25 protein-coding genes are annotated in these 26,489 nt (G+C 57.3%); 14 read left to right on the plus strand and 11 right to left on the minus strand.

Annotation, left to right across the window (positions count from 1 at the left end):
- Positions 1-18 precede the first annotated feature (18 nt).
- Genes mreC through ACOTTU_RS11980 form a run of 5 tightly spaced genes read left to right on the plus strand, consistent with a single transcriptional unit; the run spans position 19 to position 5,510 of the window.
- Positions 19-921 carry a rod shape-determining protein MreC gene (mreC, locus tag ACOTTU_RS11960; RefSeq protein WP_298919518.1) on the plus strand — a complete coding sequence of 301 codons (903 nt, stop codon included), beginning with the start codon at positions 19-21 and terminating at the stop codon, positions 919-921.
- Complete coding sequence (locus ACOTTU_RS11965; RefSeq protein WP_298919520.1) at positions 918-1,457, plus strand: rod shape-determining protein MreD; 540 nt, start codon at positions 918-920, stop codon at positions 1,455-1,457. Before mreC ends, ACOTTU_RS11965 begins: the two co-directional genes overlap by 4 nt.
- Before the next feature lie 31 nt (positions 1,458-1,488).
- Positions 1,489-3,432: a penicillin-binding protein 2 gene (gene mrdA / locus ACOTTU_RS11970; protein WP_425658235.1), complete on the plus strand. Its 1,944-nt coding sequence runs from the start codon at positions 1,489-1,491 to the stop codon at positions 3,430-3,432.
- Positions 3,429-4,568, plus strand: coding sequence for a rod shape-determining protein RodA (gene rodA, locus ACOTTU_RS11975; protein ID WP_298919524.1), 1,140 nt, complete (start codon positions 3,429-3,431; stop codon positions 4,566-4,568). The genes mrdA and rodA overlap by 4 nt, the downstream gene beginning before the upstream one ends.
- Before the next feature lie 9 nt (positions 4,569-4,577).
- Positions 4,578-5,510 (plus strand): 2-hydroxyacid dehydrogenase, encoded by a 933-nt coding sequence (locus tag ACOTTU_RS11980; RefSeq protein WP_425658236.1) that lies wholly within the window; start codon positions 4,578-4,580, stop codon positions 5,508-5,510.
- A 2-nt stretch (positions 5,511-5,512) separates the two neighbouring features.
- Here ACOTTU_RS11980 and ACOTTU_RS11985 read toward each other — a convergent pair whose 3' ends face one another.
- From ACOTTU_RS11985 to ACOTTU_RS12010, 6 genes are all read right to left on the minus strand, one after another.
- Positions 5,513-7,528 carry a M3 family metallopeptidase gene (locus ACOTTU_RS11985; RefSeq protein ID WP_425658238.1) on the minus strand — a complete coding sequence of 672 codons (2,016 nt, stop codon included), beginning with the start codon at positions 7,526-7,528 and terminating at the stop codon, positions 5,513-5,515.
- Between the two features lie 74 nt (positions 7,529-7,602).
- Positions 7,603-8,664: a HesA/MoeB/ThiF family protein gene (locus tag ACOTTU_RS11990; RefSeq protein ID WP_425658240.1), complete on the minus strand. Its 1,062-nt coding sequence runs from the start codon at positions 8,662-8,664 to the stop codon at positions 7,603-7,605.
- A complete protein-coding gene (dut, locus tag ACOTTU_RS11995; protein ID WP_298919531.1) occupies positions 8,664-9,116 on the minus strand; it encodes a dUTP diphosphatase in 453 nt (150 codons plus the stop codon). Before dut ends, ACOTTU_RS11990 begins: the two co-directional genes overlap by 1 nt.
- A gap of 27 nt (positions 9,117-9,143) precedes the next feature.
- Entirely contained in the window at positions 9,144-10,337 is a 1,194-nt protein-coding gene (coaBC, locus tag ACOTTU_RS12000) for a bifunctional phosphopantothenoylcysteine decarboxylase/phosphopantothenate--cysteine ligase CoaBC (protein ID WP_425658242.1), read from the minus strand.
- A gap of 72 nt (positions 10,338-10,409) precedes the next feature.
- Entirely contained in the window at positions 10,410-11,234 is an 825-nt protein-coding gene (locus tag ACOTTU_RS12005) for a ChaN family lipoprotein (protein ID WP_425658244.1), read from the minus strand.
- A complete protein-coding gene (locus ACOTTU_RS12010) occupies positions 11,231-12,109 on the minus strand; it encodes an RNA polymerase factor sigma-32 (protein ID WP_298919536.1) in 879 nt (292 codons plus the stop codon). Before ACOTTU_RS12010 ends, ACOTTU_RS12005 begins: the two co-directional genes overlap by 4 nt.
- A gap of 97 nt (positions 12,110-12,206) precedes the next feature.
- On the opposite strand from ACOTTU_RS12010, the gene cobU reads away from it, so the two are divergent.
- From cobU to ACOTTU_RS12030, 4 genes are all read left to right on the plus strand, one after another.
- Positions 12,207-12,728, plus strand: coding sequence for a bifunctional adenosylcobinamide kinase/adenosylcobinamide-phosphate guanylyltransferase (gene cobU / locus ACOTTU_RS12015; RefSeq protein ID WP_425658363.1), 522 nt, complete (start codon positions 12,207-12,209; stop codon positions 12,726-12,728).
- Positions 12,725-13,306, plus strand: coding sequence for a histidine phosphatase family protein (locus ACOTTU_RS12020; RefSeq protein ID WP_425658245.1), 582 nt, complete (start codon positions 12,725-12,727; stop codon positions 13,304-13,306). Before cobU ends, ACOTTU_RS12020 begins: the two co-directional genes overlap by 4 nt.
- Positions 13,307-13,365: 59 nt before the next feature.
- Positions 13,366-14,046, plus strand: coding sequence for a glutathione S-transferase (locus tag ACOTTU_RS12025; protein ID WP_425658247.1), 681 nt, complete (start codon positions 13,366-13,368; stop codon positions 14,044-14,046).
- A 78-nt stretch (positions 14,047-14,124) separates the two neighbouring features.
- Positions 14,125-15,639, plus strand: a complete 1,515-nt coding sequence (locus tag ACOTTU_RS12030) for a YifB family Mg chelatase-like AAA ATPase (RefSeq protein ID WP_425658249.1) — start codon at positions 14,125-14,127, stop codon at positions 15,637-15,639.
- On the opposite strand, the gene gshB is transcribed toward ACOTTU_RS12030, so the two are convergent.
- The 3 genes from gshB to rsmI form a co-directional block, all read right to left on the minus strand.
- Positions 15,636-16,571 carry a glutathione synthase gene (gene gshB, locus ACOTTU_RS12035; RefSeq protein ID WP_425658251.1) on the minus strand — a complete coding sequence of 312 codons (936 nt, stop codon included), beginning with the start codon at positions 16,569-16,571 and terminating at the stop codon, positions 15,636-15,638. The genes ACOTTU_RS12030 and gshB overlap by 4 nt on opposite strands.
- Positions 16,572-16,637: 66 nt before the next feature.
- Positions 16,638-17,018: a YraN family protein gene (locus ACOTTU_RS12040; protein ID WP_425658253.1), complete on the minus strand. Its 381-nt coding sequence runs from the start codon at positions 17,016-17,018 to the stop codon at positions 16,638-16,640.
- 3 nt (positions 17,019-17,021) lie between these two features.
- On the minus strand, positions 17,022-17,879 hold the full coding sequence (rsmI, locus tag ACOTTU_RS12045) for a 16S rRNA (cytidine(1402)-2'-O)-methyltransferase (protein ID WP_425658255.1): 858 nt from the start codon (positions 17,877-17,879) through the stop codon (positions 17,022-17,024).
- A gap of 84 nt (positions 17,880-17,963) precedes the next feature.
- Here rsmI and ACOTTU_RS12050 point away from each other — a divergent pair, with 84 nt between their 5' ends.
- Genes ACOTTU_RS12050 through murJ form a run of 3 tightly spaced genes read left to right on the plus strand, consistent with a single transcriptional unit; the run spans position 17,964 to position 23,471 of the window.
- Positions 17,964-19,142: a penicillin-binding protein activator gene (locus ACOTTU_RS12050; protein ID WP_425658257.1), complete on the plus strand. Its 1,179-nt coding sequence runs from the start codon at positions 17,964-17,966 to the stop codon at positions 19,140-19,142.
- Positions 19,143-19,152: 10 nt separating this feature from the next.
- On the plus strand, positions 19,153-21,930 hold the full coding sequence (locus ACOTTU_RS12055; protein ID WP_425658259.1) for a [protein-PII] uridylyltransferase: 2,778 nt from the start codon (positions 19,153-19,155) through the stop codon (positions 21,928-21,930).
- Positions 21,927-23,471, plus strand: coding sequence for a murein biosynthesis integral membrane protein MurJ (gene murJ / locus ACOTTU_RS12060; RefSeq protein WP_425658261.1), 1,545 nt, complete (start codon positions 21,927-21,929; stop codon positions 23,469-23,471). The genes ACOTTU_RS12055 and murJ overlap by 4 nt, the downstream gene beginning before the upstream one ends.
- Before the next feature lie 6 nt (positions 23,472-23,477).
- Here murJ and ACOTTU_RS12065 read toward each other — a convergent pair whose 3' ends face one another.
- Positions 23,478-24,164 carry a rhomboid family intramembrane serine protease gene (locus tag ACOTTU_RS12065; protein ID WP_425658263.1) on the minus strand — a complete coding sequence of 229 codons (687 nt, stop codon included), beginning with the start codon at positions 24,162-24,164 and terminating at the stop codon, positions 23,478-23,480.
- Between the two features lie 77 nt (positions 24,165-24,241).
- On the opposite strand from ACOTTU_RS12065, the gene trpS reads away from it, so the two are divergent.
- Complete coding sequence (gene trpS, locus ACOTTU_RS12070; protein WP_298919552.1) at positions 24,242-25,258, plus strand: tryptophan--tRNA ligase; 1,017 nt, start codon at positions 24,242-24,244, stop codon at positions 25,256-25,258.
- On the opposite strand, the gene ACOTTU_RS12075 is transcribed toward trpS, so the two are convergent.
- Positions 25,255-25,761, minus strand: coding sequence for a hypothetical protein (locus tag ACOTTU_RS12075; RefSeq protein ID WP_425658265.1), 507 nt, complete (start codon positions 25,759-25,761; stop codon positions 25,255-25,257). The genes trpS and ACOTTU_RS12075 overlap by 4 nt on opposite strands.
- A 220-nt stretch (positions 25,762-25,981) precedes the next feature.
- On the opposite strand from ACOTTU_RS12075, the gene ACOTTU_RS12080 reads away from it, so the two are divergent.
- On the plus strand, positions 25,982-26,461 hold the full coding sequence (locus tag ACOTTU_RS12080; protein WP_425658266.1) for a VOC family protein: 480 nt from the start codon (positions 25,982-25,984) through the stop codon (positions 26,459-26,461).
- Positions 26,462-26,489: the final 28 nt, after the last annotated feature.

Consider the following 26,489-nt stretch of genomic DNA (forward strand, 5'->3'; position numbering starts at 1 on the left):
GGCAGGAGACGCCAAGAAATGGCAACGGACCGATCGAATAGCAGCGAATTTACCGGCCCGGTACGTCGGCTGCTGCTGAGCGTTCTGGTTTTGTGTCTTTTGGGCATTTTTCTGGTCTGGCGCATCGACAGCCCGCGCGTGGAGCGGTTCCGTGCGCAGGTTGCCGACCGCTTTGTCCCCAACCTTGAATGGGCGATGGCCCCGGTTACCGGTGTCGTCAACCTGCTGCAGGACTTTCAAAGCTACCAGCGGCTGGCAGAACAAAACAGCGAGCTGCGATCTGAACTACGCCGGATGCAAGCCTGGAAAGAGGCCGCATTGCAGCTGGAGCAGGAGAACGCCCGCCTGCTGGATTTGAACAAGGTTCGGCTGGATCCCCGGTTGACGTATATTACCGGCGTTGTTCTGGCAGATAGCGGATCGCCTTTTCGTCAATCGGTGCTGCTGAACGTCGGTGCCCGCGATGGGGTCGTTGACGGGTGGGCCACGATGGATGGCATTGGTGTCGTTGGGCGCATCTCGGGAGTTGCGCAGAACACCGCACGCGTGATTTTGCTGACCGATGCCTCCAGTCGTATTCCGGCGATCATCCAACCCTCCGGGCAGAGGGTGATCGTGTCGGGCGACAATACCTCCGCACCTCCCATCGACTTTCTCGAAGATAGTGATCTGGTACGACCGGGACACCGTGTCATCAGCTCAGGCGATGGCGGTGTTTTCCCCGCCGGGCTTCTGATCGGTCAGGTCGCCTCCGATCCGGCCGGTAAACTGCGCGTGCGGCTGGCCGCCGATTACCAACGGCTGGAGTTTCTGCGGGTGCTGCGCCATCACGGCACCGATCCGGTCACTGACACGGCCCGTATCATCGGCCCTCAATTGCCCACCCCCGCTCAGATAGCACAAGAGGAGGTCAGCCAGTGAGCGAGCTTCCTCAAACCAGACTTTGGACAATGCGTCTCGGCTTCACCTTGCTGGTGTGTGTCATCCTGTTTTTCCACCTTTTGCCACTCGACACGACGCCGCGCCGGTGGGTTGGGCCGGATCTACTTTTGGCCTTCGCTTGTGCGTGGTCAATTCGGCGTCCCGAATACGTTCCGGCGATTGCCCTCGCGTTGCTTTTTTTGCTGGCCGATCTCCTGTTGCAACGCCCCCCCGGGCTTTGGGCGCTTCTGGCACTTGTGGCATGCGAAAGGCTGAAAAACCGCGCGCGGGGACTGCGTGACACAGGGTTTGCCCGCGAATGGCTTACGGTTTGCATTGTGGTGGCAGGCGTCGCTTTGGCATATCGCGCGCTTTTGATAATCACCCTGGTGGAATTGCCTGCCTTTGGCTTGACGCTGTTCGAGACGATCATGACAATGCTCTTCTATCCGCTTGTCGTTGCGGTCACCCATGGGTTGATGCGCGTGCGCAAGGCCATGCCCGGCGACATGGATGGGTCAGGAGGCCGAATATGAAACACTCCGCCTTTCGATCAGGGGTTCTACAATGAAAAAAACCCGCGCGGAAACAGACTTCAGCCATCGCCGCATCACGCGGCGTGCGGCCTTGCTGGGCGGCGCACAGCTATTGTTTATTGGCGGGCTCGCGGCACGCATGCGGTTCCTGCAGGTTGATCAGGCGGATCAGTTTCGGCTTTTGGCCGAGGAAAACCGGATCAATGTTCGTCTTATCCCGCCATCGCGCGGCGAAGTTTTCGACCGCAATGGCCTCAGGCTTGCACAGAATGCGCCATCCTACCGCATCGTGATTGTGCGCGAAGATGCAGGGGATACCGATCTCGTCCTTGAAAGGCTTTCCAGGATCATTGCCTTGGACGAAGAGACGTTAGAGCGTACAAGGCTGGAATTAAAAAGATCGCCCTCCTTCCTGCCCGTCACGATTGCGGAAGATGTCAGTTGGGATGACATCAGCCGTGTCTCTGTGAATGCACCGGCACTGCCTGGCGTCACGCCGGAGGTCGGGTTGAGCCGAGTTTATCCGCAAGGGTCTGATTTTGCGCATGTATTGGGTTATGTCGGCCCGGTATCAGATTATGATCTGGAAAAAATCACCGATCCCGAGCCCGTATTGCGCATCCCCCGCTTTCAGATTGGCAAGGTCGGCGTGGAAACGAAACTGGAACCGATGCTGCGCGGGAAAGCCGGCGCGAAAAGGGTCGAGGTCAATGCTGCCGGACGGGTCATGCGCGAGATTGATCGGCGCGAAGGCACCCCGGGGTCTGATCTGCAACTGACCATCGATGCGAAACTGCAGGGCTATGTTCAGGCCCGTTTGAGCGAGGAAAGCGCAAGTGCTGTTGTCATCGACTGCGACAACGGAGATCTTGTTGCCTGCGCATCAGCACCCACGTTTGATCCCAATCTCTTCGTCCGGGGCATCTCCGTCAAAGATTACAAATCCCTGACGGAAAACAAGTACCGGCCGCTCGCAAGCAAGACTGTGCAGGGTCTCTACCCTCCCGGATCGACCTTCAAAATGATGACGGCTATGGCGGCTCTGGAAGCTGGCCTGATAGGGCCCGACGAAACAGTATACTGCCCCGGGCATCTGACGGTTTCAGGCCGCCGTTTCCACTGCTGGAAACGAGCCGGGCATGGCTGGGTCGATCTGCAAACCTCTCTCAAACGCTCTTGCGACGTCTACTATTATGATCTGGCCATCAAGATTGGGATCGAAAAAATCTCTGCCATGGCAAAGCGTTTCGGCCTCGGCATCCGGCATGACGTCCCGATGTCTGCCGTTGCACAAGGGATCGCGCCAACGATGGATTGGAAGGCAACCAATTACGGTCAGGACTGGCGCGTTGGTGACACGGTAAATGTCTCGATTGGCCAGGGATTTATGCTGGCCTCACCGATGCAGCTGGCGGTGATGAGCGCGCGTATCGCCACTGGTCGCGCGGTAGAGCCGCGCCTGATCAAGTCAATCGATGGCGTTGAAACGCCCTCTCGCGGTGGCGAAGATCTCGGTTTGAACGAAAATAACCTGAGAAAAATGCGCCGCGCTATGAACGCGGTCGTCAATGATCGTCGCGGCACTGCCTATGGCTCCCGGATCATCGAGGACACCATGCGCATGGCGGGGAAAACCGGCACCAGTCAAGTGCGCAACATCACAGCAGCCGAACGGCGTGCGGGCGTCATTCGCAATGAAGATTTGCCTTGGGAACGGCGCGATCACGCTTTGTTTGTAAGCTTCGCCCCGATTGATAAACCAAAATACGCCGCTGCTGTTGTGGTCGAGCATGGTGGTGGGGGCTCAAAAGCTGCAGCCCCCATTGCACGCGACATCATGCTGCAAGCGCTTTACGGCGCTGCCCCGCCGCTTGAAGCCTACCCCGCCAAGGATCGCGAACGCATCGAGCTACAGCAGGAAAAACTCCGCGATATGCAACCTCAGGCTTCCTTCATCGGGCGGGATCAGGCATGAGCTATCTTGAATATGCGGTCAAAACAGCGCCGACCGGCTTTCGCAAGATCCTCCATCTGAACTGGCCCGTCGCCATCCTGCTCGCATCGGTCTCCGGCGCGGGTTTCTTGATGCTTTATTCCGTAGCGGGCGGGTCGTTCAGCCCGTGGGCGGAACCTCAAATGAAGCGGTTTTTGATGGGCTTCGTCCTGATGCTCGGCGTCGCCATGGTGCCGATCTGGTTTTGGCGCAGTTTGGCGGGAATTGCCTATCTGGTCACCATCGGGTTGCTCGTCGCGGTGGAGCTTTTCGGCACGGTGGGTATGGGCGCTCAGCGCTGGATTGACCTGGGATTCATGCGCCTGCAACCCTCAGAGTTGATGAAGATCACGCTGGTGATGTTTCTGGCCGCTTATTACGATTGGTTGCCCGCCAAACGCACGTCCCACCCATTCTGGGTTATTTTGCCTGTCATCGTCATCATTATCCCGACGTTTTTGGTATTGCGTCAGCCAGATCTTGGCACATCCATTTTGCTGCTGGCCGCCGGGGGCGGTTTGATGTTTCTGGCCGGTGTTCATTGGGCATATTTTGCCGCCGTTCTGGCCAGCGCGATCGGCCTCGTCACGACCGTATTCAAATCGCGCGGGACGTCCTGGCAACTGATCAAAGACTATCAGTTCCGCCGTATTGATACATTTCTCGATCCCAGCTCTGATCCGCTGGGTGCGGGATATCACATCACGCAATCCAAGATCGCACTGGGGTCAGGGGGATGGACCGGGCGCGGCTTTATGCAAGGAACCCAAAGCCGTCTGAATTTCCTGCCTGAAAAACATACCGATTTCATATTCACCACCCTGGCGGAGGAATTCGGATTTCTGGGTGGTTTTTCCTTGCTGGGTCTCTACGCGCTGATCATCGTCTTTTGCGTCTGGTCCGCCCTGATGAACAAGGATCGGTTTTCATCCCTTCTCATTCTGGGCATCGCGCTCAACTTCTTCCTGTTCTTTGCCGTGAACATGTCGATGGTCATGGGGCTGGCACCGGTTGTCGGGGTACCTTTGCCTCTCGTCAGCTACGGTGGTTCGGCCATGCTCGTGTTGATGCTGGCGTTCGGACTGATGCAGAGCGCCCATGTCCATCGCCTCAGGTAGTTTTCTGGAATGACCATCAACGTATTGTTCGCCGCCCATATTGATCGTTGGGAGACTTACCGGAGCCCGCTGAAATCCGCGTTTTCGGCGCTTGACCTCAACGTACACTTATCGCCGGAGATTGCGGCCGCAGAAGTCGACTACATCGTCTACGCGCCCAATTCTCCGCTTCAGGATTTCACCCCTTTCAAACGCGCCAAAGCCGTGCTGAATCTATGGGCCGGAGTCGAAGCTGTGGTCGACAACGATACCCTGAACATCCCGCTCGCCCGCATGGTCGACCCCGGCATGACACGGTCGATGACGGAATGGGTTGTTGGTCATGTCATGCGATACCATCTTGGGATGGATCGCCACATCAACAATCCTGATCACACCTGGGAACCGCATACGCCGCCCTTGGCGGCGGAGCGTAGCGTTTGCATCCTGGGCCTGGGCGCGCTTGGCAGTTCGGTGGCCCAAACACTCAAAAGTCTTGATTTTGATGTGAGCGGATGGAGCCGCCGACCCAAATCAATAAGCGGATTGACTCTGTATCACGGAGCCAACGGCTTGGCAGATGCGCTTTCCAATGCCGAGATTCTGATCTTATTGATGCCCGATACGCCGGAGACAGAAAACACGCTCAACGCAAAAACCCTCGCCCAGTTGCCTGACGGGGCATTTATCATCAATCCCGGGCGGGGACCGCTGATCGACGACGCCGCTCTTCTGACAGCTTTGGACAGTGGCAAGATCGCGCATGCAACGCTCGATGTGTTTCGAACCGAGCCATTGCCGCAAGATCACCCATTCTGGACCCATCCGCATGTCACAGTGACCCCTCATGTTGCGGCAGAAACGCGGCCAATCACGGCTTCTCAGGTCATTGCCGAAAACGTGCGGCGCGGCGAGGCAGGTGAACCCTTCATGCACCTTGTTGACCGCGCCAACGGCTACTGAGCTTACTCCGCCGCCAGGCCACGCCCTTTCAACAAGGCTTCGACCCCCGGCAAACGCCCCCGGAATGCGGTGTAGAGTTCCGCCGCATCGCGACTGCCGCCGGTTGACAGAATATGTTCTTCGAGCGCCTGCGCCCGTTCGGGATCAAATGCGCCGCCAGCCTCCTCGAAGGCTTCAAAGGCGTCCGCATCCATCACCTCCGACCACATGTAACTGTAGTACCCGCTGGAATACCCGTCGCCCGCAAAGACATGCGCAAAATGCGGCGTTGCATGGCGCATCGTGATCGCATCAGGCATGCCCAATGCGGCAAGCACTTCCGTCTGTTTCTTCATCGGATCTTTGGGAGCATCGCCATCGTGGAAGGACAGATCAACAAGCGCTGAAGCGACATATTCAACTGTTTGAAACCCCATGTCATAGGTCGCTGCTGCCAACACGCGTTCCAGCATGTCTTCGGGCATGGGCGCGCCGGTTTGGGCGTGGGTTGCAAACTCTGCCAGAACGGCCGGCACATCGAGCCAATGTTCATAAAGCTGGCTTGGCAACTCGACAAAATCCCGTGCAACGGAAGTTCCGGAAACGGTCTCGTAGGTCACGTCGGAAAGCATCTGATGCAACGCGTGACCAAATTCATGGAAAAGCGTGCGCGCATCGTCATAGGAGAGCAAAGCCGGATCACCCTTGGCGAAATTGCACACATTCAACACTACGGGCGTTTGCGCTTTCGGGAATTTCGCCTGCGACCGTATGGCAGAGCACCATGCGCCAGAGCGTTTTGATCCGCGCGCAAAGTAATCCCCGACGAACACCGCCACATGGTGCCCGTCCCGTGTGACCTCCCAGGCCCTGCAGTCAGGATGATAAAATGCCACCTCCAGCGGCTTGAATTCCAGCCGGAAAAGCCGCGTTGCACAGGAAAAAGCCGCGTCAATCATACGGTCAAGCTGGAAGTAGGGTTTCAGGGCAGCCTCATCCAGATCATGCTCGATCACCCTGCGTTTTTCGGAATAATAGCGCCAGTCCCAGGGTGCCAGTGGCCCGTTCACACCGTCTTCCTGCATCATGCGGGTCAAGATTTCGGCATCCGCCTCGGCCCGCTGTCGCGCAGGCGCCCATACCGCCATCAGCAGATCCCGCACGGCCTCCGGGGACTTGGCCATTTCTGTTTCCAGCTTGTAGGCGGCGAAATTCTCATAGCCGAGGAGTTTTGCTCGTTCCTCGCGCAAACTCAGTATTTCTGCCGCGATGTCGCGATTATCCGTATCACCGCCGTTGGCCCCGCGTGCTGTCCAGGCGGCGAAGGCCTTTTCGCGCAAATCTCTTCGCTCGGAAAACTGCAAAAACGGCACAATCAACGACCGCGACAAGGTGACAACCGGACCGCCCGCCTGCTTTTCTTCCCCGGCGGCACGGGCAGCGTCAACTACGAAATCAGGTAATCCTTTCATGTCGCTTTCTGAGAGGGGCATGAACCAATCCCGCTCATCGGCCAGCAAGTTTTGGGTAAACTTGGTGCCAAGTGTAGCCAGCCGTCCCTTGATCTGCTTCATGCGCTCTTTTTGATCTGCGGACAAAGCGGCACCGGATCGCACAAATCCGCGATGGGTCAACAAAAGAACCCGTGATTGTTCTGGCGCTAACGTCAATGTATCGCGTTGATTCCAGACCTCGGCGACCCGCGCGAACAAGGCCTCATTGCTCGAAATTTCCGAAAAATGAGCTGCAAGCAAGGGGGAGAACTGCCGCTGCAAATCCTCTCTTGTCGGGTTACTATCTGCTCCGGCAACGTTGAAGAAAACCCCCAGAACCGTGTCCAGCATCTTGCCCGCTGCCTCCAGCGCCTCAATCGTATTGGCAAAAGTCGCTGGCGCGTCCGTCGTTGCTATGGCATCAATTTCAGCCGCATGTTGCGCCAACGCCTCCTCGACAGCCGGGGCGAAATCTTCGTCCGTGATCTGATCAAAAGGGGGAATCTGAAAAGGTGCCTTCCAGTCTTGTAGCAACGGATTTTTCATGGATATCTCCTTTGAGGCACAAGCTAGGCCGCACCTTCTGGATGCACAACCACCCCCCTTGTTCTTTTCCAGCGTCAGCCCGTTCCTGCTTGCGCGATCCCGCAGGTCGGACAATCTTCCCGGCGCGCGACTGAAATGGTCCGGCTTTCACCGTAAAGCGCGTCGTATATGACCATCTGTCCGCGCAGGGCCGCACCCGCGCCAGTGATAATCTTGAGAGCTTCAGCGGCCATCATCGCCCCAATGACGCCGGGCAAGGGGCTCAGCACCCCCGCCTCCGCGCAGGATGGTGCCAGATGGGGGGCCGGTGCTTGCGGGAAAATACAACGATAGCAAGGCGCGCCATTTGCCGGATCGAACACACTGAGCTGTCCTTCCCACTGGCTGAGCGCGCCGGAGATAAGTGGGATTTTGCGCGTCACCGCGACGCTGTTGGTCAGATATCGCGTCTCAAAATTATCGGTTCCATCCAAGACAAGATCATAATCTGCAAAGAGCTCGGCCGCGATGTCTTTGGTCAAACGCCGGTGATAGGGACGTATGGTCACGTGAGGATTTTGCGCGATCATCTCTAATTGGGCGGAGAACACTTTGGGTGTCCCGATCGCCGCATCTTTGTGGATGACCTGACGTTGCAGGTTCGCGTTCTCAACTACATCGTCATCAATCACGCCAATTGTACCTACCCCGGCAGCTGCCAGATATTGCAATGCGGGCGCGCCCAGACCCCCTGCGCCGACCACCAGAACGCGAGCCTCTTTGATCTTTTTTTGCCCCGGTCCGCCGATTTCACGCAGCACGAAATGGCGGGCGTAACGATTGAGTTCCGTATCGCTGAAAGCAGGTTTGGGACCGTCGGTCTGGGGCCGCGCCTGGGCCGCATCCGCCTTTGTGCGGAGAGCTTTGAGAACCCGCCGATAAACCAGCACTATGACTGCAAAGCCTCCTATAAGAAGCCAGGGTGCGGCGCTGCCACCTGTCGCGAGACGCAGCGCGTTACCGGTGGGTAAGGTGAGTTGAATGATCAAAACTCCTACGTAAAGAACCGCGAGCATCATCAACCGTGTTGAACGGGGGGCGCCCATGAGCGCGCCGAACCCCCAAAGCGCGGCCGCCATGATCAGGACTAACAGCATCAATCGCCTCCGGTTGAGCCAAATCCACCGACCCCGCGCGCCGTCTCGCTAAGCTGTTGAGATATTTCAAATCGACCGCGAACAACCGGGGCAACAACCAGTTGCGCAATACGCATGCCATGGGTCACGACAAATGCACCCTCACCCGCGTTCAACAGGATCACGCCAACGGGTCCACGATAATCGCTGTCAATTGTGCCCGGGCTATTGACCAACATGATGCCATGCTTCAACGCAAGCCCGGAACGAGGGCGCACCTGAACCTCATACCCCTCCGGAATTTCAATCTGGAAACCCGTAGGAACCAACGCCCGCGCACCCGGCTGTAATGTCACTGCACCATGGAGCAGATTTGCGCGTACATCTGCGCCAGCAGCTCCCGCCGTCTGATAGGTGGGTAGCGGCACCTCGCGGTCCGCCCCGTCGACCCAGGTCACTTTGATCTGAACCAAAATATCACCCTCTGCCACCGGTAAAAATCACGCCAATGCCTGTGCGATGCGTTCCGCCAACCGCCTGGCGACGTCGGTCTTTGGCATGGTAGGCCAGTTCTCGACACCATTTTTATCAATCAGCATCACCGTATTTTCAGAGCCCCCCATAACCCCACTGCCGGTCGAGACATCATTGGCCACGATCCAGTCACAGCCTTTACGCTTCCACTTCGCAACGGCGTTATCAACAACATCGTTGGTCTCTGCGGCAAATCCAATCACCAGCTTCGGGCGGTTCTCTTCAAGATGCGACACCTCTTTAAGAATGTCCGGGTTCTCTGCAAACTCAAGGCGCGGCACACCATCCTTGGATTTCTTGAGCTTTCGCTCGCTTGCACCCGCCACGCGCCAATCCGCCACCGCGGCGGCGAAAATACCAGCTTCCACAGGTAAAGCGGCGTGTACCGCCGTGAGCATTTCCTGGGCAGTCTGTACGGAAACGACTTGTGCACCTTCCGGCGGAGAGACTTCAGCCGGCCCAGTCACGAAAATCACCTCTGCGCCGAGTGCAATCAACCCACGAGCAATTGCGGTTCCCTGCGCGCCCGATGATCTGTTCGCGATATAGCGAACCGGGTCGATGGGCTCATGGGTTGGACCGGAGGTTACGAGAATGCGCTTGCCTGAAAGGGGTCCATCGGTCAGATGCGCCTCAATCGACGCGATGATTTCCATGGGCTCGGCCATCCGCCCCGGACCGAATTCACCGCAAGCCATATCCCCCTCGTTGGGTCCTACCACTTGTGTGCCATCTCGCCGCAAGGTCTCCAGGTTGCGTTGCGTTGCGGCGTGCTGCCACATGCGCACATTCATCGCGGGCGCGATCATGACCGGCGTGTCGGTTGCCAGAAGCAACGTGCTTGCCAGATCGTTCGCTACGCCGCTTGTCATCTTCGCCATCAAATCCGCCGTGGCGGGCGCAACAATGACCAGATCGGCAACGCGGCTGAGTTGGATATGACCCATTTCCGCTTCGTCCGTCAGGTCAAAGAGATCACGGAAAACTTTGCGCCCTGCCAAAGCCGATACAGACAGTGGCGTGACAAACGCTTCTCCGGCGTTGGTAAGCACCGGTGTGACGACTGCCCCTCGTTCGCGCAGCCGACGGATCAGGTCGAGCGATTTGAAGGCGGCGATACCGCCACCGATGATCAATAAAATATGTTTTCCGGTCAGCATTTTGCGCCCTTGTCCGGGGTGAACTTTCCCAGACCATAAGCCGCCAACAAACCGATCACCAGCCCCCGAAGCTCAGTTGAAGGCATCACATGGATTGCCACGATCCACCGAAGGTCCGTCCACGATCGTGTCAAAAACGCCATCCGGATCAGTCTCTGCCTCACCCTGCCCCAGCGAAAAAATCTCTATGTCCGGGTCAGAAAACGCCAGCAAAAAAGGCGCCCCCCAATCGGTTCGGGCATGACCATTGCCCGTTATCACCACAACGGGTCCGCCCGTCTGTGATAGCGCCTTGCTAGACGCGCGCGCCAAAACAGCATCTCGCAGGCGTTGGATGGATACCATGGTCGGAAGAATCTCTTCCGGCAACGCATCGCAATGGGCGATGCGCTGTATCTGTTCACGTTGCATTTGCTCAACCTCAGACAAAGCCTTGTCTATTCCGAACCGGATCGCGTCTTCCGCCCCGAATGCCGCGCCCAATGGCGCAGTCATCAGATTGCGCACTTCGTCACGAGGCACACCTGCCCCGTAGATTCTGGCCAGAGGTGCCGCCTCGAAAACCGGATAGTACATCGCAAAATCCGGCCAGCCTGAAGTCTCCCATGCCAGCGCGGATTTCAGGGCAGCCTCATCCTGGCGATTGTCCTCCGTGACGGCCTCAGCTTGCAAAGGTGTGAGCATCTCGAAGACCAGAGCTCTGGGCTCCAGCGCTTCGACCCAGCGGGCTTGCAGTTGGTGATGACCGGGATTGTCGTGCTGCTCACCGATGAAAACCACATCGGCAGCGCGCGCAACCTGCGGCGGCGGCGGAATAATATCTTCTGACCAGACAGAAGATGCAGTCGAAAAGACTGATCCGGCAATAATCAGAAGCGGAATAATGGACGTGTTCACATCAGGAAGTGATGCACTTCGCGCGATTGCGTTTCAAGTGATTTACGCATTTTCCCAAAGGCCGCCGCCTCAAGCTGCCGGACGCGTTCCTTGCTGAGAGACAACTCCTGCCCCAGGCTTTCCAGCGTGCGCGGTTGATCCCGAAGCTTGCGCTCCCGCACGATGAACCGCTCCCGCTCGTTCAGATCGTTCATTGCTTTCAGCAACCAGGCGCGCAGTTGTTCGGTGTCGTGCTGGTGTTCGACGGTTTCTGCCGCCTGGACACTGTCATCTTCCAAGGCATCAATCCACTCGCGACCCTCATCCTCTGTCGATTGCGTCGCGTTCAGTGAGTAATCCGAACCCGACAATCGCCCCTCCATCATCTCGACATCGTGCAGGGGAACACCGATCTCAGATGAAATCATCTGGCGCAGCTGATGGCGGTCCAGCGTCTCGCCCACCGCAGCACTCTCACGTTCGAGGCGGGCCTGTACGCGACGCATGTTGAAGAAGAGAGATTTCTGTGAAGACGTCGAACCGGTCCGAACCATCGACCAATTGCGCATCACGTAGTCCTGGATAGAGGCTTTGATCCACCATACGGCATAGGTAGAGAAACGAACGCCGCGGTCTGGATCGAATTTATCGGCCGCTTTCATCAGACCCAGACCTGCTTCCTGGATCAGATCGTTCATGGGCGCGCCGTACCGCTTGAACTTTGAGGCCATTGAGATCGCGAGCCGCATGTAGGCCGTGATCAGTCGGTGAAGGGATTTTTCACATCGATCGTCGCGCCAGGCATAGGCCAGTCGCAACTCTGTTTCCGCGTCCAACAACTCGGCCTTCATCGCTTTCCGCGAGAGCGACATATCTCTTACTGTATCCAAAGCCATAGCGACATCTCCCAGTCAGATGAAGCACACCTTGCCGTGTACAATTGATATAGATACGCACAATGCAGACGATTGGTTCACCGCAAAGGTTTATAAAATGTTGCCAAAATTGAGCTTCGTACTAGGGGGTGCGGCCTCGGGTAAATCGGTTTGGGCCGAAAACCTTTTGTTAAGCAGTCGTTTAGCTCCGGTTTACATTGCGACATCAAGAATATTTGATGACGAAGTAAAAATGCGGGTCGAGGTGCATAAATCCCGCAGAAATGACAATTGGCTCAATTTTGAGGCAGATTTGAATCTCTCTCCCATCTTGTCCCGATTGGAATCAGATCAAGCCGTTTTGGTGGATTGTGCAACCATGTGGTTAACCAATCAAATGATCGATGAACGCGATTTGGATGCCGCACAATCCGATCTTTTGACTGCACTCGCCGGGTCGCCTGCGCCCGTTGTTATCGTCTCAAATGAAGTTGGTCATGGGATTGTGCCAGACAACACGTTGGCCCGAAAATTTCGAGAGGCGCAAGGAAGGCTCAACATCGCCCTGGCCGCTCAGGCAGACACCGCTGTCATGATCACGGCGGGATTACCGAGCGTTTTGAAGGGACGTCTGCCATGACAACCTGGCATTGGGTTCGACATGGTCCGACCCATGAGAAAGCCTTTGTCGGCTGGCGCGACGTACCAGCGGATTTGTCGGATGCCGATCAGATCGCCCGGTTACGCGCCTATCTGCCGCAGAACGCCCTGCTGATCTCCTCGGACCTGATACGTGCCGTACAGACCGCGGACGCCATTGCCGGCAGCCGTCACACGCGCCTGTCGCACGACCGCGGATTGAGGGAGATGAACTTTGGTGTCTGGGACGGAATGCACTTCAAGGACGTCGCCGAGCGGGACCCTGACCTCAGCCGCGCCTTTTGGGAAATGCCCGGTGATGTGCGACCACCCGAAGGCGAAAGCTGGAACATGACGGCGGAGCGCGTTGCGTCAACTGTGCTGCGGCTCACGGATGCCCACACCGCGCAGCATATTATTGCCGTTGCACATATTGGTGTCATCCTCACCCAGATACAGCGCGCGCTGGAAATCACGCCTGAAAAGGCAATTGCGCAGAAGATCGATAATCTTTCTGTTACCCGTATCACGTTGACGACAGAGGGGGCGCGTGTCTCCGAGATCAATCACCTTCCGTGATCGGGCAGCGCACAGATCACAATTTGCCTAACTTGGTGCTGCACGACTAGGGTCCATCCATGACCTATGATCTATATATCGGTGATCGCACTTTCTCGAGCTGGTCCTTGCGTGGCTGGCTGATGTTGGAGAAATTCGATCTCTCATTTCGCTCTCACATGATCGGGCTTTACAGCGGCACCATGACATCTGATCTGGCGAACTTGGCACCAGCGCGCCTTGTTCCCGTTCTGAAAACAGCTGACGGCCTTGTGGTGGGAGAAACCATGGCAATGGCAGAAACGCTGGCAGAGCGACATCCTGACAAGGCGATGTGGCCAACCGACCCGGCCCAACGCGCACGCGCCCGATGGCTCTGCGCGGAGATGGCGTCAGGCTTCTTTGCACTGCGAGACGCCTGCCCGATGCAGCTGCAGCATGTGAACAAGGGTTTTGAGGCATCAGAGGCAGTTCTTGCTGATCTTGATCGTATTGAAGAGCTTTGGGCCGGAGCGCGCAGCTTGTCAGATGCGGAAGCTGGCTGGATATTCGGCGACTACTCGTTGGCTGATGTTTTTTATGCCCCGGTCGCGGCGCGGATCATCGGGTACGATCTACCCGTTTCGGATCAGGCGCGCGACTACTGCATGCAAGTCATCCGCGATCAGGTATTTCAAAGATGGCGCGCTGAGGGTCTCAAAAAGACTTACGATCCTTTCCCCTATCCCAAAACGGCACAAACGCGCGCCTGGCCAGTCTGATCCAGACACGGGTCGGAGTTAACCTTTCATCAACCCCCGTAAAGTACCGATTAACCATATCGATCCAAAGGGGGTATCGTGGTATCTTTGGCCCATTCGGTTGCTTTTCGGGGGGTGGAAGCCTGCCTTGTCGAAGTGCAATGTTCATTGTCTCCGGGTTTACCCGGCTTCAGTATCGTTGGCCTGCCCGACAAGGCCGTATCCGAAGCAAAAGAACGGGTACGCGCAGCGCTGGCTTGCATGGCTATCGCTTTCCCGTCCAAGAAAGTCACCATCAATCTCAGCCCCGCGGACCTGCCCAAGGAAGGCAGCCACTTTGACCTTCCCATTGCCGTCTCCCTTCTGGCCGCTCTGGAGATAATCCCAAAAGACATCACCCAATCCGTGATCGCTCTGGGAGAGCTTTCTCTTGATGGCAAAATCGTACCTGTCACAGGCGCGCTGCCCGCCGCGATGACGGCAGCGAGCGAAGGGTTTGACTTGCTATGTCCCGAGGAATGCGGGCGCGAAGCCGCTTGGGTAAGTGATGCACGTGTTACCGCCGCCAAATCGCTGGGCGATGTCGTGCGTCATTTCACCGGCCAGGTACCGATCGCACAGGCGCGTCCCGGTGAAGTTGCCCCTACACCCCAGACCATGGATTTGTCAGAAGTCAAAGGACAGGAGCGTGCCAAAAGAGCGCTGGAGATTGCCGCGGCTGGCCGTCATCATCTGATTTTTGTAGGCACACCAGGTTCCGGAAAATCCATGCTGGCCCAACGATTGCCCGGAATATTGCCGCCCATGACCGCGATGGAAGCGCTTGAGACGTCCATGATCCATTCGATCGCCGGCCTGCTGGATGAAGGCGGCATTACACGCGACCGGCCCTTCCGTGATCCGCATCACACCTCATCCATGGCAGCGATCATCGGCGGCGGCCGGTTGGCAAAACCTGGTGAAGTTTCCCTGGCCCATAACGGCGTTCTCTTCATGGACGAATTTCCCGAATACCAGCGCAACGTTCTGGAAACCCTGCGCCAACCGCTGGAAACGTCGCAGGTCATGATCTCGCGGGCAAATGCGCATGTGAAATATCCCTGCCGCTTCATGTTGGTTGCCGCCGCAAACCCATGCAAATGCGGATATCTCTCCGATCCAGAAAGAGCCTGTGCGCGGGTGCCATTCTGCGGAGAAGACTACCTCGGGCGCATTTCAGGCCCGCTTATGGACCGCTTCGATCTGCGGATCGACGTGCCACCCGTGGCCTATACGGATCTCGATTTACCTTCGAACGGAGAAAAATCCGCGACCATCGCCGCGCGCGTGGCCGCAGCCCAGGCGGTGCAGCACCACCGCTTCGCACATCACGCAGACATGCGCACAAATGCCGATGCCGCAGGCGAGGCTCTTGAAGAAATCGCGAAGCCAGACGCCGAAGGGCGCGCGCTACTCTTGCGAGCGGCAGAGCGTTTCAAGCTTTCCGCGCGCGGCTATCACCGGGTGATGCGCGTTGCGCGCACCATCGCTGATCTGGATCAATCCGAACACGTGCGCAGCCCGCACGTCGCAGAAGCCGTCAGCTTTCGTCTTGCCAGTCCGGCAGAGGCTTAACCTTTGCGGAGCTCGATCGCCTCCCAGATTTTCGCGGCAATATTCACGCCATCAAAGCGCTCCAGTTCCTGGATGCCGGTGGGTGACGTGACGTTGATTTCTGTCAGGTAGTCACCGATCACATCAATACCCACAAAAACCTGCCCCTTTTCCTTCAGCAACGGACCAATAGCGGCACAAATCTCCAGATCGCGTTCCGTCATGCCAATTTTTTCTGGCCGACCGCCAACATGCATGTTCGAGCGGGTCTCGCCCGCTGCTGGCACCCGGTTGATTGCGCCCACCGCTTCACCGTCCACAAGAATGATGCGTTTGTCGCCTTTCGACACATCGGGAAGGAACTTCTGCACGATCAATGGCTCGCGCGAAAAACCGGTGAAGAGCTCATGCAATGAACTCAGATTGCGATCATTCGCGTCCAGACGGAACACCCCGGCGCCGCCGTTGCCATAAAGTGGTTTGAGAATAATATCTCCGTGCTTTTCCTTGAAGGCCTTTATGGTGGAGAGATCGCGCGCAATGCTGGTGGGTGGCGTCAGATCCGGATAATCGAGGACCAGCAGCTTTTCCGGATAGTTTCTTACCCAAAACGGGTCGTTCGCCACCAGCGTTCCCGGTGTCAGACGATCAAGAAGATGGGTTGAGGTGATGTAGTGCATGTCAAACGGTGGGTCCTGACGCAACCAGATGACATCGAAATCCGCGAGGTCGACTTCGCGGGCATGGCCCAGTTGAGCATGCTCGCCCTGGACGCGTTGCACGCGCAAATCGTGCCCGCGCGCAGTAATCCGTCCTTCCTGATAGGCCAGGTGGTCCGGCGCATAGTAGAAAAGCTCATGCCCCCTCGCCTGCGCTTCCTCCGCAAGGCGGAACGAGCTGTCCGCATTGATGTCTACGTTGGCGATCGGGTCCATCTGAAAGGCAATTTTCATAGCCACTCCTGCATTGCTGCCCCTTACATGGCGCAGCATCCCCTAAGGTGCAATGCCCTCACAATCTCATGATGCATCAAATGCGTTCGGGATGATCTGAACTGACCCCACGCTGTCAACCAATGCCGCGTCAAAGCGAGCTTCGGTCAGTAGTCCTGCGGGCTGAGTACTCAGATATTGCTCAGCCGAGACCGTGATACGCTTAATTTGAGAGGCCACGATATAGGATGCCGCGGCTGCGAAACTCTTGCTTTTCTTGACCTCAATGAACACGACCACGCCATCTTTGCGCGCAATGAGGTCGATTTCGCCACCTTGTCCCCGCCACCGCTTTTCCAGAATGGCAAATCCCCGGCGCTCATAGGCTGCTGCCGCACTCTCCTCAGCGGCACAGCCTGCATGAAAAGCCATTTGACCCATTGCAACACGCGCATTTCTTGCCGCCATGCTTCACCCTTTTGATAGCTCCAAAGCCAGTTGATAGACTTGGCGACGGGGCAATTTGTGCGCTTTGGAGACCATATCGACGGCATCCCGCATCGACATCCTTTCCAACGCGCCTTCCAGATCACCCCGTAAGTTATCTTCGCTAATGGTTTCTGAACGGTTACGGTCAATCAGGACCACAACCTCGCCCTTTGGGGCGTTACCCGCATAGGCTTCGGCTAGTTCCCGGAGTGTTCCACGCCTGGTCTCTTCGAATTTCTTGGTCAGTTCACGGCACACAGCGGCGGAACGCGTAGCGCCGAGCGCAGCTTGCGCATCCTCCAGCATCGCTGCCAGCCGCTTTGGGCTCTCATAGAATACTAACGTGCCGGGAACGTCTCGCAGGGTTTCCAGCGCGCTACGACGAGCGGCTTTGGCACTTGGCAAAAAACCAGCGAAGTGAAAGGCATCTGTTGGCAAGCCCGCCAGAACAAGCGCGGTCAAAATCGCTGAAGGGCCCGGTGCACAGGTCAGCAAATGCCCTGTCTGCCCAACCGCCCGGCTCAATTCGAAACCCGGGTCGGCAATCAGGGGCATTCCGGCCTCCGAAGCATAGGCAACAGAACGTCCCTCTTCGATGGCTCGGATCAGGCGCTCAGTGACCCCCGCCCCACTGTGATCGTGCAACGCAACCAAGGAACGACCGGCCAGCGGCACCCCGTGAATATCCATCAATCGCCGCAAACTGCGTGTATCCTCGGCGGCCAGCACATCGGCAGAGGCCAAGACATCAAGGGCGCGCAGTGTAATGTCCCGCGCGGTACCGATAGGGACGCCAATGAAGTAGAGACCTGCGCTCAAAGCCACCTTTTGGAAATTCAAAGCTGGACCCGCCTTTCGTGACGTTTATGATTGCTCCAAATCCGCGCATCCGCGCGAACACCCTGACTGCTGGAGTACCCGCATATGTTTGCCGTTTTCCCATTCGCCCGCAAGGTCTTGCGCGCCGCCCTGTTACCTCTTGTTGCGCTGGCCGTTGCAGCGTGCGATCAGGTTCCCGGTGGCTTCGGGATCGGGCCCAGCATCAACACGGGCGAAGCTGTGCCAGTGGCTTTGCTTGTGCCTAGCGGATCCGGACAGACCGGCGATGCGATTTTGGCACAAAGCCTTGAAAATGCGGCAAGACTGGCAATGCGGGATCTCAATGGCGCGACCATTGACTTGCGTGTTTATCAAACGGCGGGCGACGCCGGAACGGCCGCTGCACGCGCCGAACAGGCCATTGATGAAGGCGCAAAGATCATCCTCGGGCCGGTTTATGCAGCTTCCGCAAATGCGGTTGGCAACGCCGTATCCGGGAAAGGTGTCAGCGTTCTGTCATTTTCCAACAACGCCGCGATTGCTGGCGGGAATGTTTTCATCCTTGGCCAGACCTTTCAAAACACGGCAAATCGAATGGTGGGCCACGCACGCGCTCAGGGAAAAGAGCGGTTTGTGGTGGTTTATGGGCAGGATGATGCCGGCACCCAGGGTCGCGACGCGATTAGCAATGCGGTCAATGCGCAAGGTGCCTCAGTGGTAGGCTCCGTTGGCTACGCGCTATCGCAGCAAGACGTGATCGCAGCCATCCCGCAAATCAAGTCTGCCGTGCAAAGCAATGCCGCGGACGCTGTTTTCATGACAACCGACACGGCGACGGCACTTCCGCTTCTGTCACAATTGCTACCCGAAGCCGGGGTCACAACCGCGACATCACAATTCATCGGCCTCACGCGCTGGGATATTCCACCTCAGACACTCAGCCTACCAGGCGTGCAGGGCGGATGGTTCGCGGTCCCCGACCCTTCTGCAACCGCCAATTTCAGCGCGCAGTACCAAGGCGCCTATGGCAGCCTGCCTCACCCCATCGGGGGCCTCGCCTTTGATGGCATTGCAGCGATCGGCGCGCTGGTCAGCCAAGGGCAGTCGGATGCCCTGACTGGAGGGGCACTGACACAAGGCGCCGGGTTCCGGGGTGCCAGCGGCATTTTCCGTTTGCGTCCTGACGGCACGAACGAGCGCGGACTTGCGGTGGCTACCATTTCGGACGCTCAGGTCGTCATACTCAGCCCGGCACCGCAATCGTTTGGCGGCGCGGGTTTCTAAGGCTTCAGAAATGGCCCTTTCAGTTCAGCAGATTGATGTGCCCACGGTGGGCGATTTGATCTGTGCGTCCGAACAGATTTTTGACACGCAGGCATTCAACCGCGACCTCACGGCGGCCTTGCAGAAAGCATCCACGCCTGCCGACATTCGTTCGCAGGCCGTGAAAATTCTGAAAGCTCAGCAAAAAAAGGGGCGTGCTGAGATCGCAGAGGCTTTTCAGAACCATCCCTTCGAAGCGCGACCGATGACGCGTGCCTATACCTATCTGACCGATTGTTTGGTGAAATCTGCGCTGCATGTGGCGCAAGAGGTGTTGCATCCGAAACCCAACCCGACGGCCAGCGAGCATCTCGCCGTGATCGCCGTGGGCGGCTATGGCCGCGGAGAGATGGCCCCATTTTCAGATGTCGATCTGTTGTTTCTGACGCCTTACAAGATCACCGCCTGGGCCGAGAGCGTGATCGAATCCATGCTCTACATCCTGTGGGACCTGAAACTCAAGGTCGGACATGCCAGCCGAACCGTTGCAGAATGCCTGCGTTTGGGAGCCGAAGATTTCACCATCCGCACGGCCATGCTGGAACACCGCTATCTGGCGGGCGATGAAGCGCTGACCCAGGATCTCGCCGACCGTCTGCGCACGGAGCTGTTTTCAGGATCCGGGCGGGAATTTGTCGAAGCGAAACTGAACGAGCGTGAAGCCCGGCACATCAAGCACGGTCAGCGCTATGTGGTTGAGCCGAATGTCAAGGAAGGCAAGGGCGGATTACGTGACCTACAATCGCTCTACTGGATCGCCAAGTACATTCACAGCGTCAAAGATGCTGCTGATCTGGTGGGTCTGGATGTCTTCACCGCCGATGAATACCGTGGGTTTGTCGCCGCAGAAAATTTTCTGTGGGCGGTGCGTGGACATCTTCACCTGATCAATAACCGCGCGTCGGAACAGCTGACATTCGACATGCAGGTCATGGTGGCCGAAGCCATGGGCTATGAAGACGCGCGGGGCCGTCGCGGCGTTGAAATCTTCATGCAGCAGTTCTTCCTGCATGCAACCGAGGTGGGTGATCTGACCCGCATCTTCCTGACGAAACTGGAAGCTGATCACGTCAAGGCGGAGCCCATTCTGGAACGGATATTCCGGCGGCGTCCAAAGGTTCGGGAGGGGTTTAAGGTCATGCGTAACCGCATTGCGCTGAAAGATGACCAATCCTTTCTGTCCGACAAGCTAAATCTCCTGCGGCTCTTCGAGGAAGCGTTGCGCACGGGCATGCTGATCCACCCCGATGCGATGCGGTTGGTCAAATCCAATCTAAACCTGATCGACGACGATGTCCGCGCGGCCCCCGAAGCACGGCGCATTTTCTTCGATCTGCTGCTCAAACACGGCAACCCGGAACGAGCGCTGCGCCGGATGAATGAGCTGGGCGTGCTGTCTGCCTTTTTGCCGGAGTTCGAGCATATTGTCGCGATGATGCAGTTCAACATGTATCACAGCTACACGGTGGATGAGCACATCATCCAGTGTATCGCAAATCTGGCCCAGATCGAACGGGGTGAGCTTGAAGAAGACCTGCCCGTTGCCTCCTCGATCCTGAAGCGCGGGGTGGATCGCAAGGTTCTCTACACCGCACTGCTCATTCACGACATCGGTAAGGGACGCCCGGAAGATCACTCCATTCTGGGGGCACAGATGGCGCGGAAAATTGCGCCGCGTCTCGGGCTGTCGAAAACGGATACGGATACCGTCGAATGGTTGGTGCGCTACCATCTGCTGATGTCCGACATGGCCCAGAAACGCGATATTGCTGATCCACGCACGGTGCGCGATTTTGCCAAGGCTGTCCAAACCGTGAAACGGCTGGATTTACTCTGTGTGCTGACGGTCTGCGATATTCGCGGCGTTGGACCGAATACGTGGAACAATTGGAAAGCTGTCCTGATCCGCGCGTTATACCGTCAGACCCGGCGCGCGCTGGAAACCGGTCTGGAAGACCTGAACCGCGAAAACCGCGGTGCGGAGGCCAAACGCGCGCTGCGCGAGGCCCTCAGCGACTGGCCCCGCAAGGACCTGCAAAAAGAAACCTCACGACACTATGACCCGTATTGGCAGGCGCTGCACGTAACGGCACATGTGGTCTTTGCACAGATGCTAAGGGATGTGAAAGACGATGAAATCCTGATTGACCTGCATCCCGATGACGACCGGGATGCCACCCGTGTGTGTTTTGTGATGGCCGATCATCCGGGGATCTTTGCACGGCTTGCCGGTGCACTGGCGCTGGTCGGGGCGAACGTTGTGGACGCGCGCAGTTACACGACCAAGGACGGTATGGTGACCGACGCCTATTGGATACAGGACAGCGACGGCAACCCCTATGATGCCGCGCGCCTGCCACGACTGCGCCAGATGATCGAAAAGACGCTGGGCGGTGAAGTTGTCGCGCGCGAAGCCTTCAAATCCCGCGACAAGATCAAGAAACGCGAGCGTGCCTTCAAGGTGCCAACCCACATCACATTCGACAATGACGGGTCCGAAATCTACACGATCATCGAGGTGGATACCCGCGACCGTCCGGGCCTGCTGTATGATCTTGCCCGCACATTGGCGGCGGCGAACGTCTATATCGCAAATGCAGTCATTGCGACCTACGGCGAACAGGTGGTCGACACCTTCTATGTGAAGGACATGTTCGGCCTCAAATACTATTCTCAGAGCAAACAGCGCACGTTGGAGAAAAAACTCCGCCAGGCCATTGACGAAGGCGTTGAAAGGGCCAGCGCGTGAAGCCCATCCGCCTGATGTCCGGCTTTTTCACCGTTGGCGGCTGGACCTTGATGAGCCGTATTCTGGGCTTTGTGCGGGACGCTATGATCCTGGCGTATCTGGGCACAGGGCCGCTGTATCAGGCCTATGTCGTGGCCTTCAGATTGCCCAACATGTTTCGCCGTTTCTTTGCCGAGGGCGCTTTCAACATGGCCTTTGTGCCGATGTTCTCTAAGCGCCTGGAAAGCGGCGATGACCCCGATGGTTTCGCCTCTGACGCTTTTGCGGGGCTGGCCAGCATCCTGATCATACTGACGCTGATTGCCATGGCCGCCATGCCATGGCTGATCTACGCGCTGGCCTCTGGTTTTGCAGGGCAGGAGCAATTTGGTCTTTCCGTCGAATTCGGGCGCGTCGCCTTTCCCTATGTTCTCTTCATCTCGCTGGCGGCTTTGCTGTCGGGCATGTTGAATGCCGCTGGCAGGTTCGCAGCGGCGGCAGCGGCACCCGTTCTGCTTAACATCCTGCTGATCTCCGCCATGGCGACTGCCGCCTATCTTGGCGGGGATATCGCGCGCGCGCTTATCTGGGCCATTCCCGTTGCCGGTGTCCTACAATTGGCGCTGCTCTGGCATGCAGCCAAACGCGCAAGGTTTTCGATCATGCCGAGGCGGCCCCGTCTGACACCGGACATGCGACGGTTGATCAAGGTCGCCATTCCGGCGGCGCTGGCGGGTGGGGTCGTACAGATCAACCTGCTGGTCGGACAACAGGTGGCCAGCTATTTCGACAAGGCCGTCGGATGGCTCTTTGCAGCGGATCGGCTTTATCAACTTCCCTTGGGCGTTGTGGGCATCGCGGTTGGCGTCGTGCTGCTACCTGATCTCTCGCGCCGCCTTCAGGCCAACGACGATGCAGGAGCCAAACTGGCCTTGAGCCGGGCTGCCGAAATATCCCTCGCGCTGACGATCCCGGCGGCCGTGGCTCTGATTGTGGTGCCATTCCCCTTGGTGTCTGTTTTGTTTGAACGCGGAGCTGCAACGGTCGATGACACGGCGGCCATCGCCACCGCCGTTGCCATTTACGGGCTGGGGCTTCCTGCATTCGTGTTGCAAAAGATACTGCAGCCTCTGTTTTTTGCACGCGAGGATACGCGCCGACCCTTTCACTACGCGGTTGTGTCCATGGTGGTGAACGCAGCGGTCGCCATCGGGCTTGCACCTTTCATTGGTTGGATTGCGCCTGCCATCGCAACGACCCTGGCCGCCTGGCTGATGGTTGCTCTGCTGCGCACAGGTGCCGCCGAATATGGCGATGTAGCGCGTTTCGATACGCGATTTCGCCAACGCATATGGCGTTTGGTCCTGGCTTCCGGCCTGATGGGCATTGCTCTTTGGTTCAGCAATGTTGCCCTGAGCCCGTTTTTAGGCCTGCCCTGGTGGCGGGCTCTGGCGCTGACCGCCCTCATTGCGATAGGCATGATCAGCTATTTCGGAATTGCGCATATAATCGGGGCGATCAAACTCTCCGAAATCAAAGGGGCGTTTCGACGATCTGCCTGATGTCGCCTAGTTGCGCCGCAAGACCGCCAGGACACGCGCAATGCCACCGGGCACCAAAACCGCTGAGGCTGCGAAACCGAATACAAAGCCGAAAAGATCGGCCAGCCATCCGTTGCCCACATCAAAAAACACACCCCAGATCAATTGCAGACCCATCAGCATCGCAATGAGGCTGAATGCGCGCAATTGCTCCTCACCGCGCGCCGCGAGGCTTTGCCACATCACAAAAGAATACCCGCCGATCAGGCCATAGGCAGAGGGAAACCCACCGACGAGCCATTCCGGATCATTCAGTAAAAGCGCGTAGACCAAGGCACCGAAAATTCCGCTCCCGAAGAAGAGGATAAGGACCGCGATTTGCCCCATGATTTCGCCAACCAGTTTGCCCAGTGCCAGCAGAAAGACAGCCGCGAATAGCGTGCCGGTAAAACTGGTGTGCACAAATGGGTAGGTGAGGAAACGTATCATGTGTTCGGGCAACCAGCGCCCATTGCTCACCATCCAGTCGAAAATATCGCCGGAAAATCCGTAGGTTTGAATGGCGGCCAGACGCCATCCAACCGCTTCAGGCCCGCCGATCAGACCTTGTGCGCCCAGACTGAATGCCGCCTCCGGCAGGGCCACGGCCAGAAAGAGGACTACAACGACAGGCGGCAGTGGATTGACCGGAGGCGCTTCTTTGTGGTCGTGCATGGGCTCATTCCTTGACGATACTCCGGCCCATGGGTAAGCCAGCGCAAATTGCATTTCCAGCCCGAATGGAGCCTGACATGACCACTTCGACTTTTACGCCACGTGTCTTTTCCGGCATTCAGCCGTCGGGCGGGCTGACACTTGGCAACTATCTGGGCGCAATCAAGCGATTTGTCAAAATGCAGGATGAGGGCATGCCGACCGTCTACTGCATGGTGGATCTGCATGCTGTGACGGTCTGGCAAGACCCGACCGACCTGCTTCGGAACACGCGCGAATTGGCAGCGGGTTTCATAGCCAGCGGCATCAGCCCGGAAAAGTCGATCCTCATCAACCAGAGCCAGGTGCCCGAGCACGCGCAACTGGGATGGATTTTCTCCTGCGTGGCGCGCATGGGCTGGATGCAGCGGATGACCCAGTTCAAAGACAAGGCGGGCAAGAACACGCAGAATGTCTCGCTTGGTCTTTTTGGCTACCCTGCGCTGATGGCCGCGGATATTCTGATCTATCATGCCACCCATGTGCCTGTAGGCGACGATCAGAAACAGCATCTGGAGTTGACGCGCGATATCGCGGCCAAGTTCAACCACGACTACGGCGTTAACTTCTTTCCGCTGACCGAACCGGTCATTGAGGGCGCCGCGACGCGGGTAATGTCCTTGCGCGACGGATCCAAGAAGATGTCAAAATCCGACCCATCGGATGCATCTCGGATCAATATGACAGATGACGCGGACACAATTGCCAAGAAAATTCGCAAGGCAAAAACCGACCCCGATGCCTTGCCGTCTGAAGTTGACGGTCTCGCGGAACGCCCCGAAGCCCGCAACCTGGTGAACATCTTCGCAGCGCTGAACGATCAGACAGTCGAGCAGGTTTTAAGCGAGGTCGGCGGCCAGCAATTCGGTACTTTCAAGCCGCTATTGGCCGAACTGGCGGTCTCAAAGCTCTCTCCTATTTCGACGGAAATGGCCCGCTTGATGTCCGAGCCTGACGAGATCGATCGCATCCTGGGGCGTGGGGCCGCCCAGGCGCGCGAGATCACGGTGCCAATTCTGGAAAAAACCTATGAAATCATGGGGATGGTGCGTTAGGCTTTGTGAAAGAGGTCAGACAGTATGCTAATACTGCTGCTCGCCTCGATTTCTTGTTGCCAAGTGCGCGCTTGCGCGACCGTTGCTGCGGAAAGACGCTCCTTTGCGTCCGATATCGCGATACTTCCCGCGGTGAAATACGCAATGCTGAACGAAAAACAGCCATTTGCGAAGGTCAGGTAGAGCACCGAAATGAAGTGGTTTTCTTCAGGAGCGAACAAACCGCTGAGAAAAAAGGTGACCGAGAGAACCATAAAGAAGAGGCTGATCAGACCAATTGTCCACTTTCTTGAAACGCCAAACGTCGGCCTCAAAATCTGAACAGGGTTTTCGGCATATTGCCCATAATGCCGCCAAAAACCCACTGCGGCGCCGATGATGCCGGCACCCACGATGAAGAAAAATTTTGGCCACAACACCGCCAGAGACAGCACCAAAGCCAGACAAAGCGACAAGTATCCCGTGTGAGTGGAATGCGTGACTTTTCTTACCAGATCAGCCAATCTGGGGAATTTTCCGAAGCGTGACATGGTGTTACCTCCCCGTAACAATAAAAATCATACCACGAGCAGCGAAAATTCTCTTAGTTTCTTCCCGCAAAGGGCGAGTTTTCGCCGATCGTGATTTTTTAGTGACGCACAGGGGATGCGCGGTTTCGTAGCTGGCGACACGGCCCGTCGACCCCTATGTGGGGACAAATGCAGAAACTCGAGGGGATCAAAAATGGATAATGCCAAACAGGCTTCGGTTGGTCACATTCATCTGAAAGTGGCCGATCTGGATCGCGCGATCCAGTTTTACCGGGATGTTTTGGGGTTTGATCTGACCCAGAGATATGGCGACGCCGCAGCGTTTCTGGGAGCTGGCGGCTATCACCATCACATCGGGCTGAACACCTGGGACAGCGCGGGTGGGACACCTCCGCCCAAGGGTCACACCGGACTCTATCACGCGGCTTTTCTTTATCCCGATCGCAAGAGCCTCGCGAGCGTTTTAAAACGGGTCCTGGATGCTGGCCTCTCCTTGGATGGCGCTGCAGATCATGGTGTGAGTGAGGCTGTGTATCTCAAGGACCCTGACGGAAACGGTATTGAACTCTACCGCGATCGCGCTCCGAATGCCTGGCCTCGCGACAGCGATGGAGAGCTTGCAATGGTAAACGAGCCATTGGATGTGGCGGCCTTGCTCAAGGAGACCGACTAACCGCTTTGGCGCGCAGGCTTGGATGCAT

The organism is Roseobacter sp. EG26, assembly GCF_049830555.1.
GTDB lineage: Bacteria > Pseudomonadota > Alphaproteobacteria > Rhodobacterales > Rhodobacteraceae > Roseobacter.

Excerpts from the sequence above, each read along its gene's own strand:
- ACOTTU_RS11980 (WP_425658236.1), top strand. The coding sequence starts at position 4,578 with ATGACCATCAACGTATTGTTCGCCGCCCATATTGATCGTTGGGAGACT.
- ACOTTU_RS12010 (WP_298919536.1), bottom strand. The coding sequence starts at position 12,109 with ATGGCTTTGGATACAGTAAGAGATATGTCGCTCTCGCGGAAAGCGATG.
- ACOTTU_RS12025 (WP_425658247.1), top strand. The coding sequence starts at position 13,366 with ATGACCTATGATCTATATATCGGTGATCGCACTTTCTCGAGCTGGTCC.
- ACOTTU_RS12065 (WP_425658263.1), bottom strand. The coding sequence starts at position 24,164 with ATGCACGACCACAAAGAAGCGCCTCCGGTCAATCCACTGCCGCCTGTC.
- ACOTTU_RS12050 (WP_425658257.1), top strand. The coding sequence starts at position 17,964 with ATGTTTGCCGTTTTCCCATTCGCCCGCAAGGTCTTGCGCGCCGCCCTG.
- ACOTTU_RS12055 (WP_425658259.1), top strand. The coding sequence starts at position 19,153 with ATGGCCCTTTCAGTTCAGCAGATTGATGTGCCCACGGTGGGCGATTTG.
- ACOTTU_RS12020 (WP_425658245.1), top strand. The coding sequence starts at position 12,725 with ATGACAACCTGGCATTGGGTTCGACATGGTCCGACCCATGAGAAAGCC.
- gshB (WP_425658251.1), bottom strand. The coding sequence starts at position 16,571 with ATGAAAATTGCCTTTCAGATGGACCCGATCGCCAACGTAGACATCAAT.
- ACOTTU_RS12080 (WP_425658266.1), top strand. The coding sequence starts at position 25,982 with ATGGATAATGCCAAACAGGCTTCGGTTGGTCACATTCATCTGAAAGTG.
- coaBC (WP_425658242.1), bottom strand. The coding sequence starts at position 10,337 with ATGCTGACCGGAAAACATATTTTATTGATCATCGGTGGCGGTATCGCC.
- rodA (WP_298919524.1), top strand. The coding sequence starts at position 3,429 with ATGAGCTATCTTGAATATGCGGTCAAAACAGCGCCGACCGGCTTTCGC.
- trpS (WP_298919552.1), top strand. The coding sequence starts at position 24,242 with ATGACCACTTCGACTTTTACGCCACGTGTCTTTTCCGGCATTCAGCCG.
- mreC (WP_298919518.1), top strand. The coding sequence starts at position 19 with ATGGCAACGGACCGATCGAATAGCAGCGAATTTACCGGCCCGGTACGT.
- cobU (WP_425658363.1), top strand. The coding sequence starts at position 12,207 with ATGTTGCCAAAATTGAGCTTCGTACTAGGGGGTGCGGCCTCGGGTAAA.
- mrdA (WP_425658235.1), top strand. The coding sequence starts at position 1,489 with ATGAAAAAAACCCGCGCGGAAACAGACTTCAGCCATCGCCGCATCACG.
- ACOTTU_RS12040 (WP_425658253.1), bottom strand. The coding sequence starts at position 17,018 with ATGGCGGCAAGAAATGCGCGTGTTGCAATGGGTCAAATGGCTTTTCAT.
- ACOTTU_RS11985 (WP_425658238.1), bottom strand. The coding sequence starts at position 7,528 with ATGAAAAATCCGTTGCTACAAGACTGGAAGGCACCTTTTCAGATTCCC.
- ACOTTU_RS11990 (WP_425658240.1), bottom strand. The coding sequence starts at position 8,664 with ATGCTGTTAGTCCTGATCATGGCGGCCGCGCTTTGGGGGTTCGGCGCG.